This is a genomic window from Acidovorax sp. SRB_24 (assembly GCF_012931925.1).
On the sequence record NZ_MWOM01000008.1, the window covers coordinates 1 to 17,281 of the forward strand.

The following is a 17,281-nucleotide window of genomic DNA, read 5'->3' on the forward strand; positions in this document are numbered from 1 at the left end:
TGCGCGCGCCGTTCAATGGCCGCGTGGTGCAGGTGGCGGCCGTGGCCGGCCAGGCGCTCGCGGCGGGCGAGGCGGCCGTGGTGCTCGAGTCGATGAAGCTCGAGCACCGCCTGGCGGGCACGGCGGCCGCGACGGTGGCCGAGGTGCTGGTCCGCGCCGGCCAGCAGGTCGCGCCCGGCCAGCTGCTGGTGCGCTTTGCGGTAGCCCTGACGGCGCAGGCCCCCGCATGACGCCGCACCCGCCCGCGGTGGAAGCGGCACGGCAGCGCCGGCCATCCGCGCGCGGCGCGCGGATGGGGAATATGAACAAAAAGTGTCTCTGGCGCTGATGGAGTCAGCGCAGATAGCTATATAAAAAGGAGCATTCACGTGTCCGACAAAGCCATCCTCACCTGCGCCATCACCGGCGTGCTGACCGACCCGGCGCAGCACCACGTGCCGGTCACGCCCGAACAGCTCGCGCACGAGGCGCGCCGCGCTGTGGACGCGGGCGCTGCGGTGGTGCATGTGCACTTCCGCCAGCAATCCGCCGGCCGGGGCCACCTGCCGAGCTGGGACCCGCAGCTAGCGTTGGACTGCACGCAGGCCATGCGCGAGGCCTGCCCCGGCCTCATCGTCAACCAGAGCACCGGCGTGGTCGGGCCGCACACCCAGGGGCCGATCGACTGCCTGCGCGCCACGCGCCCCGAGATGGCGGCCTGCAACGCCGGCTCGCTCAACTACCTGAAGGTGCGCAGCAACGGCGCTTGGGCCTGGCCGCCGATGCTGTTCGACAACCCGCCGGCCAAGGTCCAGGACTTTCTGGACGCGATGGCCGAGACCGGCACCTTGCCCGAATTCGAGTGCTTCGACGTCGGCATCGTGCGCTGCGTCGAGATGTACGTGCAGACCGGCATGTACCGGGGCCTGCCCGCCTACAACTTCGTCATGGGCGTCGCGTCGGGCATGCCCGCCGACCCGGACCTGCTGCCGATCCTGCTCAAGCTCAAGATCCAGGACGCGCCGTGGCAGGCCACCGTGATCGGTCGGGCTGAAATCTGGCCCGTGCACCGCCGGGTGGCCGAGCTCGGCGGCCACCTGCGCAGCGGCCTCGAAGACACGTTCTACCTGCCCGACGGAACCCAGGTGCAGTCCAACGCGCCGCTGATCGCGCAGCTCGCCCGGTGCGCGCGCGAGGCCGGGCGCGCGGTCGCCACGCCGCAGGAGGCGCGGCAGATGCTGGGCCTGGCGCCCCAGCACACGGGCCAGGCAGGCGCCTGAGCCGTGCCGGCGCCTCAGGCCTGCAGGCGCTGGGGCAGCGGCCGTGGCCGGCCTTCGGCGTCGATCGCCACATAGGTCAGGCGCGCCTCGGTGACCTTGACGTACTCGCCGAGCGCGGCAAAGCGGCGCTCGGCGTAGACCTCGACTTCCACCGTGATGGAGGTGCGCCCGACACGGGTCACATGCGAAAAGAACGACAGCAGGTCGCCCACGCGCACCGGCTGCTTGAAGATGAATTCGTTCACCGCCACCGTCGCCATGCGGCCCTGGATGTAGCGCGCCGGCAGCACCGAGCCGGCCAGATCGACCTGGGCCATCACCCAGCCGCCAAAAATGTCGCCATTGGCGTTGCTGTCGGCGGGCATCGGAATCACCTTGAGTACCAACTCGTGGTGGCTGGGCAAGGCGGGCGCGGGAAGGGTCAGGAAATCGGGCATGGGCACAATCGGGGTCAAAGCAACCTCGGAATTGTCCCTTATGCGCCACCACGGCGAGCTGTCTGCGCCCCCTTCCCCCGAAAATTCCGCGTCCAAACGCTCCGACTGGGCGACGCTGTCGCGCCTGCTGCCCTACCTGTGGCAGTACAAGTGGCGCGTGGTCATCGCCATCGTCTTCATGGTCGGCGCCAAGCTGGCCAACGTGGGCGTGCCGGTGCTGCTCAAGAACCTGGTCGATGCGATGGCGCTCAAGCCCGGCGACCCGGCCACCGTGCTGGTGGTGCCGGTGGGCCTGCTGCTGGCCTATGGGCTGCTGCGGCTGTCGACCTCGCTGTTCACCGAGCTGCGCGAGCTGGTGTTTTCCAAGGCCACGCATGGCGCGGCGCGCTCGATCGCGCTGCAGACCTTCGAGCACCTGCATGCGCTCTCGCTGCGCTTTCACCTCGAGCGCCAGACCGGCGGCATGACGCGCGACATCGAGCGCGGCGTGCGCGGCATCGAGTCGCTGATCTCGTTCACGCTGTTCAACATCGGCGCCACGCTGATCGAGGTGTTCATGGTGCTGACCATCCTGGCGGTGCGCTTTGACGCCTGGTTCGCCTGGATCACGCTGGCGGCGCTGGCCTGCTACATCACCTTCACCGTGGTGCTGACCGAGTGGCGCACGCAGTTCCGCCGCCAGGCCAACGAGTTCGACTCGGCCGCGCACAGCAAGGCGGTCGATTCGCTGCTCAACTACGAGACCGTCAAGTACTTCAACAACGAAGCGTTCGAGGCCCGCCGCTACGACGAGAGCCTGCAGCGGCTGCGCACCGCGCGGCTGAAGGCGCAGACCTCGCTGTCGGCGCTCAACACCGGCCAGCAGCTGATCATCGGCATCGGCCTGGTCGCCATGCTCTGGCGCGCCACGCAGGGCGTCGTCGACGGGCGCATGACGCTCGGCGATCTGGTCATGGTCAACGCCTTCATGATCCAGCTCTACATTCCGCTCAATTTCCTCGGCGTGATCTACCGCGAGATCAAGCAGAGCCTGACCGACCTCGACAAGATGTTCACGCTCATGGACCGCGAGCGCGAGGTGGCCGACGCGCTCGGCGCGCAGGCGCTCACGGGGCTTGCGCAGCCCACGGTGCGCTTTGAGGACGTGCACTTCGCCTACGACCCCGCGCGCCCCATCCTGCGCGGCATCAGCTTCGAGATTCCGGCCGGCAAGACCGTGGCCGTGGTCGGGCCGTCGGGCTCGGGCAAATCGACGCTGGCGCGGCTGCTGTTCCGTTTCTACGACATCCAGCAGGGCCGCATCACCATCGCCGGGCAGGAGATCCGCAGCGTGACGCAGGCCAGCGTGCGCCAGGCGATTGGCATCGTGCCGCAGGACACGGTGCTGTTCAACGACACCGTGGCCTACAACATCGCCTACGGCCGCCCGGGCGCAAGCCAGGCCGAGGTCGAGGCGGCCGCGCGCGCGGCGCGCATCCACGGCTTCATTGCCGCCACGCCGCTGGGCTACGCGACCCAGGTCGGCGAGCGCGGGCTCAAGCTCTCGGGCGGCGAGAAGCAGCGCGTGGCGATCGCGCGCACGCTGCTGAAGAACCCGCCGATCCTGATCTTCGACGAGGCCACGTCGGCGCTGGACAGCGCCAACGAGCGCGCCATCCAGGCCGAGCTGCAGAGCGCCGCGCACAACAAGACCACGCTGCTGATCGCGCACCGCCTGTCCACCGTGGTCGACGCGCACGAGATTCTGGTGATGGACGCGGGCCAGATCGCCGAGCGCGGCACGCATGCCCAGCTGCTGGCGCGCAACGGGCGCTATGCCAGCATGTGGGCGCTGCAGCAAAGCGGCGAGGCCGACGGCGGCAGCGCAGCGGGCGCTATGCCATTGATAGCTTCAGACGCTTGATGTGCAACGGTTTCAGCCTTGAATGTGCCTGAAATGCTGTCAGAGCCAGCGCATGCAGCTATACAAAAAAGAGCGCCAGGCGGCCGCTGTGGTACAAAAATCCCCTTTTCCTTCATCCAACGCACCGCGCACAACCCCCTTTATGAGCACGCAGAAACCCCCCGTCGTCTACGGCACCGAAGACCTGTTGATCAGCCTGTGCAATTCGGTCACGCGCGTGCTCACGGTGGCCACCGAGAGCCAGATCCACTATTCGGCCATGGTGCAGCGCATCACCAAGACCTGCCTGAAGCCCGACATCGGCTGTTTCGTGCTGTTCGATGGCGGCTTTTCGGGGCTGGTCATCATCAACTTCTCGGCCGCCGCGGCCATGGAGCTGTACGAGCGCTACATGCTCAGCATGGGCATGTCCAAGAGCGACCTGGCCAGCTCATTCACCTCCGACGAGGTCAGCAACGTGATGGGCGAGCTGATGAACCAGGTGGTCGGCGACTTCACCGGCAAGGTGCGGCGTGAGCTGCAGACGCACATCACGCAGAACCAGCCCAAGATGCTGGCGCTGGGCAAACAGGTGCAGCTGAGCGTGGACGCCAACCTCGACCAGCCCGAGGCACGCCGCGTGACCTTCTACACCGGCGCCAACCACATCTTCTACCTGGAGCTCGCGATCGACCGCACCGAGTTCATCAAGCTCTACGACTTCGAGCCACAGGAAGTGCCCGACCCCGATGCGCTCATGGCCCAGGCGCACCACGACGCGAACGCAGCCCCTGCGCCCGCGCCTGAACCCACACCAGCGCCCGCGCGGCCCCTGAGCGAGACCGACGAGCTGCTCAAGTCCCTGGGCATGTGACATGGATTTGAAAGTCCTGCAATCTCGGTTGCGCGACTTTGCTGCCGCGCGAGACTGGCAACCTTTCCATTCCCCCAAAAATCTGGCGATGGCGCTGATGGTGGAAGCGGCAGAGCTGCTGGAGCTGTTCCAGTGGCTGACCACGGAGCAGTCCCACACGCTCACGCGGGAGGCTGCCGACAAGGAGCGTGTCGGCGATGAGATAGCCGACGTACTGCTGTACTTGCTGCAACTGGCAGACCGCACGGGTGTGGATGTGGAGCAAGCCGTGGAGCACAAGCTGCTCAAGAACGCGCAAAAGTATCCGGCCAAGCACCCCGAGAAACCAGTGCAAGGCCCTAAAGCGCATTTGCTGGTCGATTGGGAAAATGTGCAGCCCAGGGGGCCAGAGTTGCGTGCATTGGTGCCCGAGAGCTCCGATGTGTGGCTGTTCCACGGCCCAGCACAAAAGGTGGATGCCTCCAGCCATCAACTAGCCTATGGCGCCAGCAAAGTCACTTTGGTGCCCCGGTCGGGGGGTGGCAAGAATGCTCTGGATTTTCATCTTAGTTACTACATGGGCTACATCTCGGCACGCCAGCCGCAAGAGCAGTTTGTCGTGGTGTCGAATGACAAAGGATATGACGCCATGCTGGCGCATGCGCGTGAGTTGGGCTTTGATGCGCAGCGGCGCGAGTTTGTCAGGCCACCCCAAGCGCCGGTTGCGCTGCCCGCGAAACCCCAAGCCACCCCGGCGCCTGGGCACCGGCGCAAGTTGGCATCAATGTCTGCGCCGCTCTGTGTTGTCACAGTGGCGCCGATGCCTGCCCTCGATCCATCTGCCGCTCAGATTGCCTGGCGAAGCATCGTGCATCTGCGCCAGCTTGCGCCGCAACATCGGCCGGTGGAGCAAGCCAGCTGGCAAGTGCTCATAGAGTCACTGATCCATGAGCCGGTGTCTGACAAGGCCGCGCTCGCCTTGCGGGCCTGTCAACTGGTACAGGGGCGCAGCCTGGGCATTGCGCGCGCGCCTGCGAACGAAACTAAAGAGCGTAAACCGTCACCTGCGCCCGCTGCAATGTGGGCTCCTCCAATAGCGACAGCGACTGTATGTTCCATCCCTGTGCAGCGTCCGGTCGCTGACAACAAGCCAGTGGCCGTGCCAAAGACTGCACAGGCCAAGCCAGCAACAAAGAAGGCGCCAACACCAGGCAAGCCCGTGGTGCCGGTGCCCGAAAAGGTCGCCGCTACATCCACGGCGTTACAGATTGCACAGCGCGTGCTGAGCAGCCTCAAAAAAATGCCCAGCAACAAGCCCAGGCGCCACGCGGGGCTGCTGAAATTGATTGCAACCCACATCAGCGCTGCCGCAAGCCATACGGTGACAGCCGATCAAGTCTGCGCCTTACTCCAGCAGCAAAAGCACGTGACTGTATGGAAGGATGGCCTGGGAGTGACGTATCCGAAACTCCAGCCTTCAAGCCATCAAGAGGCTTCCAGGGGCTTGACCTAAAGCCACTGGAAGCACTGCCCGCTTGCTCGGCTCAGCGCTTGCGCTCGGCGATCGACTTTTCTGCGAGGTTCACCAGGTCGGCGCCGATCTGGCCCTTCCACTTCTCGACCACGGGGCGCGTGGCCTTGACGAAGGCTTCGCGCTCGGCCGCGCTGAGCTGGGTCACGGTCACGCCGTGGCTGGCCACTTCCTTGAGCAGCGGCTTGTCGGCCTCGACCATGCCCTTGCGGGCAATCGCCACCTGCTCCTTGCCGGCGTCGATGGCGGCCTGTTTGACGATCTCGCGGTCGGCCGGGGTCCAGCTGTTCCAGATGTCCTTGTTGACGACGAAGACCAGCGGGTCGTTGATGTAGCCCCACATCGTCACGTGCTTTTGCGCCACGGTGTAGAGCTTGGCGGCCATGTAGACCGACATCGGGTTCTCCTGCCCGTCGACGGCGCTGCTGGCCATCGCGGGCTGCGCGTCGGCCCAGCTCATCTGCGTGGGGTTGGCGCCCAGCGCGGTGAAGGTGTCAAGGAACAGCGGCGAGCCGACGACGCGGATTTTCAGGCCCTTGAGGTCGGCCGGCGTCTTGATGGCGTGCTTGGAGTTGGAGATCTCGCGGTAGCCGTTCTCGCCCCAGGCGAGCGGCACCACGCCGGCCTTGTCCAGCGTCTGGAACAGGCTCTTGCCGACCGGGCCCTGCGTGAGCGCATCGGCGGCGGCGTAGTCGGGCATCAGGAAGGGCAGCGAGAACAGGTTGAGCTGCTTGACCTGGGGCGACCAGTTGATGGTCGAGCCGATCGCCATGTCGATCACGCCCTGGCGCAGCGCCGAGAATTCGCGCGTCTGGTCGCCCTGGATCAGCGAGACGCCGGGGTAGAGCTTGATGTTGATGCGGCCATTGGTGCGCTCGCGCACCTTGTTGGCCCAGAGTTCACCGCCCTTGCCCCAGGGGAAGGCGGTGCCCAGCACCAGCGACATGCGGTATTCGCTCTTGTAGGCGGTTTGTGCCAGGGCGGCAGGCGCGGTCAAGGCCAGTGCGGCCGCAGCGGCCACGGCGGTGGTGAGGAAGGTGCGCAGTTTCATGGGTTCTCCTTGCTATGAAAAAAGTAGCTTATGGCGCTTATCTGACGGGCTCTGCGGCCAGTTTTTATCAATAACCGAGTCGGGCGGGCAGCCACAGGGCCAGCGGCGGGAAGGCAATCACCAGCACCATGACGAGGAACATGGCGACCAGCATCCAGCCGACCCAGCGCACGGTGGACTCCATGCGCACGCCGGCGATGCGGCACGACACCATCAGGTTCACGGCCAGCGGCGGCGTGAACTGGCCCAGGGCCACCTTGAGCGTCAGGATCACGCCGAACCACACCGGGTCCCAGTGGTAGTGGTTCATGATCGGCAGCAGGAGCGGCACGAAGATCAGGAAGATCGAGATGCCGTCGAGGAACATGCCCACCGTGACCAGCAGCAGGATCAGCAGCGCGAGCACGCCGTATTCGCCCAGGCCCGAGTTCACGATGGCGTTGGCCACCGGGTCGATCACGCCGAGCGTGGACAGGGAATAGGCAAAGATGCCGGCCAGCGACACCACGATCAGGATCACGGCCGAGAGCTCGCCCGATTCGCGCAGGATGGGGAACAGGTCGCGCACGGCGATGGTGCGGTGGACCACCATGCCGACGAACAGGCCATAGAACACCGCGACCACGGCGGCCTCGGTCGGCGTGAACCAGCCCGCGCGCATGCCGCCCAGGATCAGCACCGGCGCGGCCAGGCCCCAGAGGGCTTCGCGCAGGCTTTTCCAGAACGGGGGGCGGGGCATGCTCGATTCGAGCGCGCCCATCTTGTGCTTGCGCGACATCCAGACGGCGGGAACGATCAGCGCAATGCCGGCCAGGATGCCCGGAATCATGCCGGCGGCAAACAGCGCGGGCACCGAAGCGCCCGGCACCAGCACCGAGTAGATGATGAAGGCGACCGACGGCGGGATCAGGATGTCGGTGGCCGCGGCGGCCCCCACCACGCTGGCCGAGAACGAGGGCGGGTAGCCGGCGCGCGACATGGCGGCGATCATCACGCCGCCCACGGCGGCCGCGTTCGCCGGGCCCGAACCCGAGATGCCGCCGAGGAACATGGCCACGGCAATCGCCACCAGCGGCAGCATGCCGGGACCGCGCCCGACGATGGCGACCGCGAAGTTCACCAGGCGCAGCGCCACGCCCGAGCGGTCGAAGATCGAGCCGACCAGCACGAACATCGGAATCGCCAGCAGCGGGTATTTGCCCAGGCCCGCATAGAAGTTCTGCGGCACGGCCAGCAGGCCGAACCACTGGCTGTCGGCATTGGCCAGCGCGATCGCGGCGGCGCCGGCCAGGCCGAGCGCGGCGCCAATCGGCACACCGACGAACATCATGGCCAGGAAGGCCACGAACAGCAGGGTGGCGATCATAGGGAGATGCTTTCGTGGTGCTCGGCGGGCGGGGCGCTGCGGCCACGGCGGATGAACAGGCCGATGGCGCGCCAGGTGATGAGCGCCGAGAGGACCGGCAGCCACACCGAATACCACCACTGCGGCACGCCGATGCCGGGCGAGGTCTCGCCAAAGCGGTAGTCGTCCCAGACCACGCGCACGCTCAGCACGGCGATCACGCCGAACAGCAGGGCCACCGTGAGGGCACCGAAGCGCGCCAGCAGTTTGCGGCGCGCGGCCGAGCCGCCTTCGGCGAAGTACTCGATGCGGATGTGCTGGTCGCGGGCCACGGCGGCGGAGCCGGCGACCAGGGCCAGGGCAATCATCAGGAAGACCGAGATTTCTTCGGTCCAGGCGAACGAGGTGTCGGTGAAGTAGCGCACCAGCACATTGGCGAACGTGATGAGGGCCAGGGCCGCCATGACGAGCACGGTGAGCCAGTCTTCGATGCGCAGCGAGCGCGGTTCGTCGCCGGACGGCGCGGCGGGGCCGGGGCGCTCAGCCTCGGGCCCGGGGTCTGCAGGAGAGGGCATGGGGACAGGAATCCAGGGAGTCAAACACGGCGGGTGGGTCGCGTTGCCCGTGGGTGTTGTGCACCGGGGGCCGGACGGTCGAGCTTGTGGCGCGGCGCCCATTATGCGGTGTGTATCCAGAGGTACGGCGGATGCGTGCGCCGCCGGGCGGCAGGTCGAACCCCGATAATGCGGCCATGGAAACCAAGTGGCTTGAAGACTTTGTGAGTTTGGCGGAAACGCGCAGCTTTAGCCGATCGGCGCAGCTGCGGCATGTGACGCAGCCGGCGTTCTCGCGCCGCATTCAGGCGCTCGAAGCCTGGGCCGGCACCGACTTGGTGGACCGCAGCTCGTACCCCACGCGCCTGACGCCCGCCGGGAAGACGCTTTACGACCAGTCGCTGGAGATGCTGCAGGCGCTGCAGAACACGCGCGCCACGCTGCGTGCCCACAGCACGTCCAGCCAGGACATGATCGAGTTCGCCGTGCCGCACACGCTGGCGTTCACTTTCTTTCCTGCATGGGTGTCGAGCCTGCGCGAGCAGTTCGGCCCGTTCAAGAGCCGGCTGATCGCGCTCAATGTGCACGACGCCGTGATGCGCCTGGTCGAGGGCAGCTGCGACCTGCTGATCACCTACCACCATGCCTCGCAGCCGTTCCAGCTCGACGCCAACCGCTATGAAATGGTCAGCCTGGGGCAGGAGGTGCTGGCGCCGTACGTCAAGGCCGACGCGCAGGGCCAGCCGCTCTACACGCTGCCCGGCCGCCCCGGCCAGCCGCTGCCCTACCTGGGCTATGCACCCGGCGCCTACCTGGGCCGCGTCACGGACCTGATCCTCAAGGAGTCGAGCACGCCCATCCACCTCGACCGCGTCTACGAGACCGACATGGCCGAGGGCCTCAAGGCCATGGCACTCGAAGGCCACGGCATCGCCTTCCTGCCGCACAGCGCGGTCAAGAAGGAGCTGCGTGCGCGCAAGCTGGTGCGCGCCGCGCCCCCCGGGTTGCAAGGGCTGGAGATGACCATGGACATCCGTGCCTGCCGCGAAAAACCCAGCGGTAAGGAGAGCGCCAAGAGCGCAGCCCAGGCGCTGTGGGCGTTCTTGCAGCAGCGCAATGCGCCGGCGCAGAACCTGCTGCACCCATGAAAAATGTGCGTGCCAGCGCGCGCCATGCGCATGGGAGCTGGCAGGCGCCGGCCCCTGCAGGCTGCCCGCAGCTAGGGGTGTGACCCGGGCCTTTTCTGGCGGGGCCGCTGGTATAAAGAGTGTCGATTGCCCGACCACCGCCACCGCACCACACCATGAACACACTGTATTGGAGACTTCTGCTGGCTCTAGCGATGGGCTCAGGTGCTGCCATGGCGTGCGCGCAAGGGGTGCTCGAGCGCGTGCAGGGCGGCGGCAAGATGGTGATCGCGCACCGCGAGTCGTCGGTGCCATTTTCCTACCTCGATCCGAAAAGCGCCAAACCCATCGGCTATGCCGTGGATCTGTGCCTGCACCTGGCCGAGACGGTGCGCCGGAAAACCGGCATGAAGGACATGGCGGTCGAGTTCGTGCAGGTCACGCCGGCGAACCGCGTCAGCGTGGTGGAGCAGGGCCAGGCCGATCTGGAGTGCGGCTCCACCACCAACAACGCCGAGCGCCGCCAGAAAGTGGCTTTCACGGTGCCGCATTTCATCACGGGCGCGCGCCTGCTCGTGCCTGCCGCCAGCAGCGCCACGCGCCTCGAAGACCTCGCGGGCAAGAAGATCGTGTCCACCAAGGGCACCACGCCGCTCAAGGCGGTGGACCAGGCCAACCGCGAACGCCTGATGGGGCTCACCATTCTGGAAGCCCCCGACCACGCACGCGCTGTGGAGATGGTGGAAAAGGGCGAGGCCGATGCCTTCGTCATGGACGACGTGCTGCTCTACGGACTGGCTGCGGGGCGGCCCGACCCGCAGGCACTCAAGGTGGTGGGTCGCTTCCTGACCACCGAGCCCTTGGCCATCATGCTGCCCAAGAACGACCCTGCGTTCAAGAAAGTGGTCGATGACGAGATGCGCCGCCTGGTCAACAGCCGCGAAATCTATGCCATGTATGACAAATGGTTTGCGCGACCGTTTGCTCCCGCCAACCGCGCACTGAACCTACCTGTGAGCTACCTGCTGCGGGACTTCTGGAAATACCCGACCGACCAGGTGCCGTTTTAAACTGCCTGGGCGCGTTGTGTGGGCCGTGCGCAGTGTTGGCAGGTTGTCAGCCTGTGCAGAGATGACTGCCTAGAATGATTCGTTTTGTTTCACTAATAAGTAAGGAGATACATATGAAGAAAAGTTTGCTCGCTTTCGCCGTGGTAGCCCTGGGCGCAGGCACTGCCTTTGCGCAGGCCAACGACACGCTGGCCAAGATCAAGTCCACTGGCAGCGTCACGCTCGGTGTGCGCGAGTCCTCGGGTCTCGGCTACACATTGGGCAATGGCAAGTACGTGGGCTTCCATACCGAAATGGGTGAGCGCGTTCTGGCCGATATCCAGAAGCAGTTGGGCCTGCCCAAGCTGGACATCAAGTACCAGCCCGTGACCTCGCAGAACCGCATTCCGCTGGTGCAAAACGGCACCGTGGACATCGAGTGCGGCTCCACCACCAACAACCTGGCACGCCAGAAGGACGTGGCCTTCGCCGTCACCACCTACGTCGAAGAGGTGCGCATTGCCGTGAACGCCAAGTCGGGCATCACCGGCATCAAGGACCTGAACGGCAAGACCATCGTCACGACCACGGGCACGACCTCGGTGCAGACCCTGCGCAAGAACAAGCGCGCCGATGGCCTGACCTTCAAGGAAGTCATGGGCAAGGACCACGCCGACAGCTTCCTGATGCTGGAAACCGGCCGGGCCGACGCCTTCATCATGGACGGCTCGATCCTGGCCGCCAACATCTCCAAGTCCAAGAATCCTTCCGACTACAAGATCGTCGGCGAAGTGTTGTCGGTGGAGCCTATTGCTTGCATGATCCGCAAGGACGACCCGGCTTTCAAGAAGGCCGTGGACGACTCCATCAAGCGCCAGATCGCCGATGGCAGCCTGGGCAAGCTGTATGACCGCTGGTTCATGCAGCCGATTCCTCCAGCCAACGTGAAGGTCGGCCTGCCGCTGTCCGAGGCCACCAAGGACGCATGGGCCCACCCGAACGACAAGCCGATGGAATCCTACGAAGTCAAGTAAGCCCCCGCGCTTCGTGCCGCCCCTTCTGCCAGCCGGTGGGAAGGGGCGTTTTTTGTTGCAGGGCAGGTGGGATATCGGCTCTGTCCTATGAACTGAAGAATAGAGGGGTGCTCCTATGAGTTGGGATTGGCAGGTGTTCTGCCAGGACACCATTACCCAAGAGGTGGAGAAAAGCTGCTTCGGCAAGAACGGCGAAATCACCTACCTCGACTGGATGCTGTCGGCCTGGGGCTGGACGGTGTCCGTTTCGCTGCTGTCGCTGGTGATCGCCCTGGTGGTGGGCACGCTGGTCGGCACCTTGCGCACGCTGCAGGACCGGCCCTGGGTCGTGCGCCTGGGCAACGCCTGGGTGGAACTGTTTCGCAACATTCCGCTGCTGGTGCATATTTTTGTCTGGTACCACGTGGTGCCTTCGATCTTCCCGGCCATGAAATCGCTGCCAGGCTTTGTGCTCGTGGTGCTGGCGCTGGGCTTTTTCACCTCGGCGCGCATTGCCGAGCAGGTGCGCGCCGGCATCCAGGCCTTGCCGCGTGGGCAGCGCTATGCGGGCATGGCGGTGGGTTTAACCACCTTTCAGTGCTACCGCTACGTGCTCTTGCCCATGGCGTTTCGGATCATCCTTCCGCCGCTGACCAGCGAGACCATGAACATGTTCAAGAACTCGTCCGTGGCCTTTGCGGTGTCGGTGGCCGAGCTGACCATGTTTGCCATGCAGGCGCAGGAAGAGACGTCGCGCGGCATCGAGGTGTACCTGGCCGTCACGGGCCTGTACGTGGTCTCGGCGTTCGCGATCAACCGCATCATGGCCTTCATCGAAAAGCGTGCGCGCGTGCCCGGCATGATCGTCGCCAGCGGGGCGGGGGGGCACTGACATGAATCTGAACCTTGACTGGTCCTTCTACAACTGGAACCTGATCAGCGATTTCGTCCTCAAGGGGCTGTATTTCAGCGTCGTGCTGACGGTGATCGCCACCATCGGCGGCGTGCTGTTTGGCACTGTGCTGGCGCTGATGCGCCTGTCGGGCAAGAAGTGGCTGGACGTGCCAGCCGCCATCTATGTCAATGGCATGCGCTCGATTCCGCTGGTGATGGTGATCCTGTGGTTCTTCCTGTTGGTGCCGCTGGTCATTGGCCGGCCGATCGGCGCCGAGGTCTCGGCCATCGTCACCTTCGTGGCATTCGAGGCCGCGTACTTCAGTGAAATCATGCGCGCGGGCATCCAGTCCATTTCGCGCGGCCAGGTGTTTGCCGGTCAGGCCATGGGCATGACCTATGGCCAGAACATGCGCCTGGTGGTGCTGCCGCAGGCGTTTCGCAACATGCTGCCGGTGCTGCTGACGCAGACCATCATCCTGTTCCAGGACACCTCGCTGGTGTACGCCATCGGTGCCTACGACATGCTCAAGGGCTTCGAGATCGCGGGCAAGAACTTCGGCCGCCCGATCGAGGCCTATCTGGCCGCGGCCGTGACCTATTTCGTGCTGTGCTATTCGCTGTCGTGGATGGTCAAGCGCCTGCACAAGAAGATCGCCATCATCCGCTGATGCGCGTCGCTCGAAGATTTGAGGAATTGCAATGATTGAACTCAAGAACGTATCCAAGTGGTATGGCAGCTTTCAGGTGCTGACCGATTGCTCGACCAATATCCAAAAGGGTGAAGTGGTGGTGGTGTGCGGGCCTTCGGGCTCGGGCAAGTCCACGCTGATCAAGACCATCAATGCGCTCGAGCCCTTCCAGAAGGGCGAGATCTATGTGGACGGCGTGGCCGTGCACGATCCCAAGACCAACCTGCCCAAGCTGCGCAGCCGCGTGGGCATGGTGTTCCAGCACTTCGAGCTGTTTCCCCACCTGTCGGTGACCGAGAACCTCACCATCGCCCAGGTCAAGGTGCTCGGGCGCAGCGCCGACGACGCCCTGAAGCGCGGCCTCAAGATGCTCGACCGCGTGGGCCTGACGGCCCACAAGGACAAGTTTCCGGGCCAGCTCTCGGGCGGCCAGCAGCAACGCGTGGCGATTGCGCGCGCGCTGTCCATGGACCCCATCGTGATGCTGTTCGATGAGCCGACCTCGGCACTCGACCCCGAAATGGTCGGCGAGGTGCTCGATGTGATGGTGGGCCTGGCCAACGAAGGCATGACCATGATGTGCGTGACGCACGAAATGGGCTTTGCCCGCAAGGTGGCCAGCCGCGTGATCTTCATGGACGTGGGCGGCAAGATCCTCGAAGACTGCTCGCGCGACGATTTCTTCGGCAACCCCGACGCCCGCCAGCCGCGCACCAAGGACTTCCTCAACAAGATCCTGCAGCACTAGCCCCTGCCGGCTCCACGCCAAAGGCCGCTGTGACAGCGGCCTTTTTTTGCAGCTGCCGACGCGCAGGCACGCCAGGCGTTAAGCGCCGCGCCGGACCGCCGGCAGGGCCGGCGGTCGCGGGTCTGCATGGTGCGAGAATCCCGCGCATGAGCACCCTTGACACGCTGACCCTCACCCGACCCGACGACTGGCACCTGCACGTGCGCGACGATGATGCCCTGCACACCGTCGTGCCGCACACCGCCGCCCAGTTCGGCCGCGCCATCATCATGCCCAACCTGCGCCCGCCCGTGACCACGGCCGCGCAGGCGCTCGCGTACAAGGAGCGCATTCTGGCCGCCGTGCCCGCCGGCATGGCGTTCGAGCCCTTGATGACGCTGTACCTGACCGACAACCTGCCGCCCGCCGAAATCGCCGCGGCCCGCGACGCCGGCGTGGTCGCCGCCAAGCTCTACCCGGCCGGCGCGACCACCAACAGCGATGCTGGCGTGACGGACCTGCGCAAGACCTACCAAACCCTCGAAGCCCTGCAGCGCGCGGGCATGCTGCTGCTGGTGCACGGCGAAGTGACCTCGCCCGACATCGACCTGTTCGACCGCGAGGCCGTGTTCATCGAGCAGCAGCTGATTCCGCTGCGCCGCGATTTCCCCGAACTCAAGATCGTCTTCGAGCACATCACCACGAAGGACGCTGCCGACTACGTGCGCCAGGCCGACCGTTACACGGCCGCCACCATCACCGCGCACCACCTGCTCTACAACCGCAACGCGATCTTCACCGGCGGCATCCGCCCGCACTACTACTGCCTGCCCGTTCTCAAGCGCGAGACGCACCGCCTGGCGCTGGTCGAGGCCGCGACCAGCGGCAGCGACAGGTTCTTCCTGGGCACCGACAGCGCCCCGCACCCGGCCCACTTGAAGGAACACGCCAGCGGCTGCGCCGGCTGCTACACCGCGCACGCCGCCATCGAGATGTACGCCGAGGCCTTTGACAACGCCGGGGCGCTGCACCAGCTGGAGGGCTTCGCGAGCTTCCACGGCCCCGATTTCTACGGTCTGCCACGCAACACCGACACGATCACGCTGCGCCGCGAGAGCTGGACGCCGCCGGACAGCTTCGCGTTTGGCGAGGCCGAACTCAAGCCCCTGCGCGCCGGCGAGGCGCTGCCGTGGCGGCTGGTGCAGCCGTAGCCAAAACCCCGGTGGCAACAGGGGACACCGCGCACCGCCTGGCCTGCAGCGGCGTCGCAGACATCGCCTGGCGTGCCCCATGGCTGGAGCCCTGGCGCACGCCAGGGCAAGCCGCGGCACGCCGCGTGCAAGAGGGGCTGGCGGTGCACCGCGCGCTGCAGATGGCGCCTGCGGCCCCCGTGCGCCTCGTGCCCCAGTCCGCGCTCCCCGTTGGCATGGCGTACGAGCAGTTCATTTTCGACACCGGCGCCGTGCCCACGCGCGACAACCTGCACGACTTCTTCAACGGCCTGGTCTGGCTGCAGTTTCCGCAGGCCAAGCGACGGCTCAACCAGCTGCAGGCGCAGGCGATTGCCGCGCACGGGGTGGGGCCGGTGCGCGGTCCGCTGCGCGATGCGCTCACGCTGTTTGACGAGAACGGCGCCCTCTTGGACGCACCCGCGCCGCTGTGGCAGGCGCTGGTGGCGCGCGACTGGCAGCGGCTGTTCATCGGCCTGCGCCCGCTGTGGCGGCAGGCGCGGCTGGTGCTGTTTGGCCACGCCCTGCTGGAGAAACTGGTTTTTGCACGAAAATCGGTCACAGCCCATGTCTACTGTGCGCCTATAGCTATGAAATCAGAAGCAAACCTCGATGCCTGGCTGGCCCGGGCGCTGCAGCCCGCGCATCTGTCGCGCAAGCCGTTTGCGCCGCTGCCGGTGCTGGGCGTTCCGGGCTGGTGGCCCGAGAACGAGCGCGTTTGCTTTTATGATGACCCGCTCGTATTCCGCGGCCCGCGTGCCTTGTTGTGACGGAGATCGGTGGCATGCCGCCGCTTTTGTTTTGGGCTCGCCCCGAGCCTGCGCTTGAAAGCCGGCCCCGCCGCCCCATTTGCCACCCCGAGGGGCCGTGACCCCATCCCTGTGGAGAACCCATGAAAAGAATTGCCTTGTTTTTGCTGACCAATATCGCCGTCGTGGTGGTGCTGGGCATCGTCGCCAGCCTGCTGGGCGTCAACCGTTTCCTGACCGCCAACGGCCTGAACCTGGGGGCGCTGCTGGGTTTTGCCTTCATCATGGGCTTTGGTGGCGCCATCATCTCGCTGCTGATCAGCAAGCCGGTGGCCAAGTGGAGCGCCGGCGTGCAGGTCATCGAGCAGCCGCGCAATGCCGACGAAGCCTGGATCGTCGAGACCGTGCGCAAGCTGGCCGACAAGGCCGGCATCGGCATGCCCGAGGTCGGTATTTTCGAAGGCGACCCGAATGCCTTTGCCACGGGCGCGTTCAAGAACTCCGCCCTGGTGGCCGTGTCCACCGGCCTGCTGCAGAGCATGACGCACGAGGAGATCGAGGCCGTGATCGGCCACGAGGTGGCGCACATCGCCAACGGCGACATGGTCACCATGACGCTGATCCAGGGCGTGATGAACACCTTCGTGGTGTTCCTCTCGCGCGTGATCGGCTACGCCGTGGACAGCTTCCTGCGCAAGGGCGACGACCGCAGCAGCGGCCCGGGCATCGGCTACTACGTCAGCACCATCGTGCTCGACATCGTGCTGGGCTTTGCCGCCGCCATCGTCGTGGCCTGGTTCTCGCGCCAGCGCGAATTCCGCGCCGACGCGGGCGCGGTGCAGCTGATGGGCCGGCGCCAACCGATGATCAACGCGCTGGCGCGCCTGGG

18 protein-coding genes and 1 pseudogene are annotated in these 17,281 nt (G+C 65.7%); 15 read left to right on the forward strand and 4 right to left on the reverse strand.

Annotated features, from left to right (window positions below):
• Together B2J89_RS04190 and B2J89_RS04195 are read left to right on the forward strand one after the other, a co-directional pair.
• On the forward strand, positions 1–230 hold a 230-nt coding region (locus B2J89_RS04190), incomplete at its 5' end, for a biotin/lipoyl-containing protein (RefSeq protein WP_305792651.1).
• Positions 231–368: 138 nt separating this feature from the next.
• Complete coding sequence (locus B2J89_RS04195) at positions 369–1,259, forward strand: 3-keto-5-aminohexanoate cleavage protein (RefSeq protein ID WP_169167979.1); 891 nt, start codon at positions 369–371, stop codon at positions 1,257–1,259.
• 14 nt (positions 1,260–1,273) lie between these two features.
• On the opposite strand, the gene B2J89_RS04200 is transcribed toward B2J89_RS04195, so the two are convergent.
• Positions 1,274–1,696 (reverse strand): acyl-CoA thioesterase, encoded by a 423-nt coding sequence (locus B2J89_RS04200; protein ID WP_169167980.1) that lies wholly within the window; start codon positions 1,694–1,696, stop codon positions 1,274–1,276.
• Between the two features lie 40 nt (positions 1,697–1,736).
• Here B2J89_RS04200 and B2J89_RS04205 point away from each other — a divergent pair, with 40 nt between their 5' ends.
• The 4 genes and pseudogenes from B2J89_RS04205 to B2J89_RS04215 all read left to right on the forward strand — a co-directional run bounded on the left by B2J89_RS04205 (position 1,737) and on the right by B2J89_RS04215 (position 5,944).
• Positions 1,737–3,599: an ABC transporter ATP-binding protein/permease gene (locus tag B2J89_RS04205; protein ID WP_169168060.1), complete on the forward strand. Its 1,863-nt coding sequence runs from the start codon at positions 1,737–1,739 to the stop codon at positions 3,597–3,599.
• A gap of 142 nt (positions 3,600–3,741) precedes the next feature.
• Complete coding sequence (locus B2J89_RS04210; RefSeq protein ID WP_169167981.1) at positions 3,742–4,452, forward strand: DUF3334 family protein; 711 nt, start codon at positions 3,742–3,744, stop codon at positions 4,450–4,452.
• 1 nt (position 4,453) lies between these two features.
• Positions 4,454–4,759: pseudogene (locus B2J89_RS22665) on the forward strand (nucleotide pyrophosphohydrolase); the annotation flags it as partial.
• Complete coding sequence (locus B2J89_RS04215; RefSeq protein WP_371809031.1) at positions 4,733–5,944, forward strand: PIN domain-containing protein; 1,212 nt, start codon at positions 4,733–4,735, stop codon at positions 5,942–5,944. The pseudogene B2J89_RS22665 and the gene B2J89_RS04215, both read left to right, overlap by 27 nt.
• A gap of 31 nt (positions 5,945–5,975) precedes the next feature.
• Here B2J89_RS04215 and B2J89_RS04220 read toward each other — a convergent pair whose 3' ends face one another.
• From B2J89_RS04220 to B2J89_RS04230, 3 genes are all read right to left on the reverse strand, one after another.
• Complete coding sequence (locus B2J89_RS04220) at positions 5,976–7,013, reverse strand: DctP family TRAP transporter solute-binding subunit (RefSeq protein WP_169167983.1); 1,038 nt, start codon at positions 7,011–7,013, stop codon at positions 5,976–5,978.
• Positions 7,014–7,080: 67 nt separating this feature from the next.
• Positions 7,081–8,379, reverse strand: coding sequence for a TRAP transporter large permease (locus B2J89_RS04225; RefSeq protein WP_169167984.1), 1,299 nt, complete (start codon positions 8,377–8,379; stop codon positions 7,081–7,083).
• A complete protein-coding gene (locus B2J89_RS04230) occupies positions 8,376–8,933 on the reverse strand; it encodes a TRAP transporter small permease (RefSeq protein ID WP_169167985.1) in 558 nt (185 codons plus the stop codon). The genes B2J89_RS04225 and B2J89_RS04230 overlap by 4 nt, the downstream gene beginning before the upstream one ends.
• A gap of 176 nt (positions 8,934–9,109) precedes the next feature.
• On the opposite strand from B2J89_RS04230, the gene B2J89_RS04235 reads away from it, so the two are divergent.
• The 9 genes from B2J89_RS04235 to htpX all read left to right on the forward strand — a co-directional run.
• Positions 9,110–10,060: a LysR substrate-binding domain-containing protein gene (locus tag B2J89_RS04235; RefSeq protein ID WP_169167986.1), complete on the forward strand. Its 951-nt coding sequence runs from the start codon at positions 9,110–9,112 to the stop codon at positions 10,058–10,060.
• A gap of 194 nt (positions 10,061–10,254) precedes the next feature.
• Entirely contained in the window at positions 10,255–11,109 is an 855-nt protein-coding gene (locus B2J89_RS04240) for an amino acid ABC transporter substrate-binding protein (protein WP_240964731.1), read from the forward strand.
• A 113-nt stretch (positions 11,110–11,222) separates the two neighbouring features.
• A complete protein-coding gene (locus B2J89_RS04245) occupies positions 11,223–12,122 on the forward strand; it encodes a transporter substrate-binding domain-containing protein (protein WP_169167988.1) in 900 nt (299 codons plus the stop codon).
• A 115-nt stretch (positions 12,123–12,237) separates the two neighbouring features.
• Positions 12,238–12,993 (forward strand): amino acid ABC transporter permease, encoded by a 756-nt coding sequence (locus B2J89_RS04250; RefSeq protein WP_169167989.1) that lies wholly within the window; start codon positions 12,238–12,240, stop codon positions 12,991–12,993.
• Position 12,994: 1 nt separating this feature from the next.
• Complete coding sequence (locus B2J89_RS04255) at positions 12,995–13,666, forward strand: amino acid ABC transporter permease (protein WP_169167990.1); 672 nt, start codon at positions 12,995–12,997, stop codon at positions 13,664–13,666.
• A 31-nt stretch (positions 13,667–13,697) separates the two neighbouring features.
• The gene (locus B2J89_RS04260; RefSeq protein ID WP_169167991.1) at positions 13,698–14,435 is read left to right on the forward strand and encodes an amino acid ABC transporter ATP-binding protein; all 738 of its coding nucleotides are present in this window, start codon (positions 13,698–13,700) and stop codon (positions 14,433–14,435) included.
• Positions 14,436–14,581: 146 nt separating this feature from the next.
• Positions 14,582–15,625, forward strand: coding sequence for a dihydroorotase (pyrC, locus tag B2J89_RS04265; protein WP_169167992.1), 1,044 nt, complete (start codon positions 14,582–14,584; stop codon positions 15,623–15,625).
• Positions 15,626–15,636: 11 nt separating this feature from the next.
• The gene (locus B2J89_RS04270) at positions 15,637–16,413 is read left to right on the forward strand and encodes a DUF3025 domain-containing protein (RefSeq protein WP_371809030.1); all 777 of its coding nucleotides are present in this window, start codon (positions 15,637–15,639) and stop codon (positions 16,411–16,413) included.
• A 122-nt stretch (positions 16,414–16,535) separates the two neighbouring features.
• A partial coding sequence (htpX, locus tag B2J89_RS04275) for a protease HtpX (RefSeq protein WP_169168062.1) occupies positions 16,536–17,281 on the forward strand: 746 nt, incomplete at its 3' end.

What these genes read in the sequence shown, in the direction of transcription:
- B2J89_RS04235 (WP_169167986.1), top strand. Translation starts at nt 9,110, where the DNA reads ATGGAAACCAAGTGGCTTGAAGACTTTGTGAGTTTGGCGGAAACGCGC.
- B2J89_RS04245 (WP_169167988.1), top strand. Translation starts at nt 11,223, where the DNA reads ATGAAGAAAAGTTTGCTCGCTTTCGCCGTGGTAGCCCTGGGCGCAGGC.
- B2J89_RS04255 (WP_169167990.1), top strand. Translation starts at nt 12,995, where the DNA reads ATGAATCTGAACCTTGACTGGTCCTTCTACAACTGGAACCTGATCAGC.
- B2J89_RS04225 (WP_169167984.1), bottom strand. Translation starts at nt 8,379, where the DNA reads ATGATCGCCACCCTGCTGTTCGTGGCCTTCCTGGCCATGATGTTCGTC.
- B2J89_RS04250 (WP_169167989.1), top strand. Translation starts at nt 12,238, where the DNA reads ATGAGTTGGGATTGGCAGGTGTTCTGCCAGGACACCATTACCCAAGAG.
- B2J89_RS04200 (WP_169167980.1), bottom strand. Translation starts at nt 1,696, where the DNA reads ATGCCCGATTTCCTGACCCTTCCCGCGCCCGCCTTGCCCAGCCACCAC.
- B2J89_RS04210 (WP_169167981.1), top strand. Translation starts at nt 3,742, where the DNA reads ATGAGCACGCAGAAACCCCCCGTCGTCTACGGCACCGAAGACCTGTTG.
- pyrC (WP_169167992.1), top strand. Translation starts at nt 14,582, where the DNA reads ATGAGCACCCTTGACACGCTGACCCTCACCCGACCCGACGACTGGCAC.
- B2J89_RS04230 (WP_169167985.1), bottom strand. Translation starts at nt 8,933, where the DNA reads ATGCCCTCTCCTGCAGACCCCGGGCCCGAGGCTGAGCGCCCCGGCCCC.
- B2J89_RS04220 (WP_169167983.1), bottom strand. Translation starts at nt 7,013, where the DNA reads ATGAAACTGCGCACCTTCCTCACCACCGCCGTGGCCGCTGCGGCCGCA.
- B2J89_RS04205 (WP_169168060.1), top strand. Translation starts at nt 1,737, where the DNA reads ATGCGCCACCACGGCGAGCTGTCTGCGCCCCCTTCCCCCGAAAATTCC.
- B2J89_RS04260 (WP_169167991.1), top strand. Translation starts at nt 13,698, where the DNA reads ATGATTGAACTCAAGAACGTATCCAAGTGGTATGGCAGCTTTCAGGTG.
- B2J89_RS04240 (WP_240964731.1), top strand. Translation starts at nt 10,255, where the DNA reads ATGGGCTCAGGTGCTGCCATGGCGTGCGCGCAAGGGGTGCTCGAGCGC.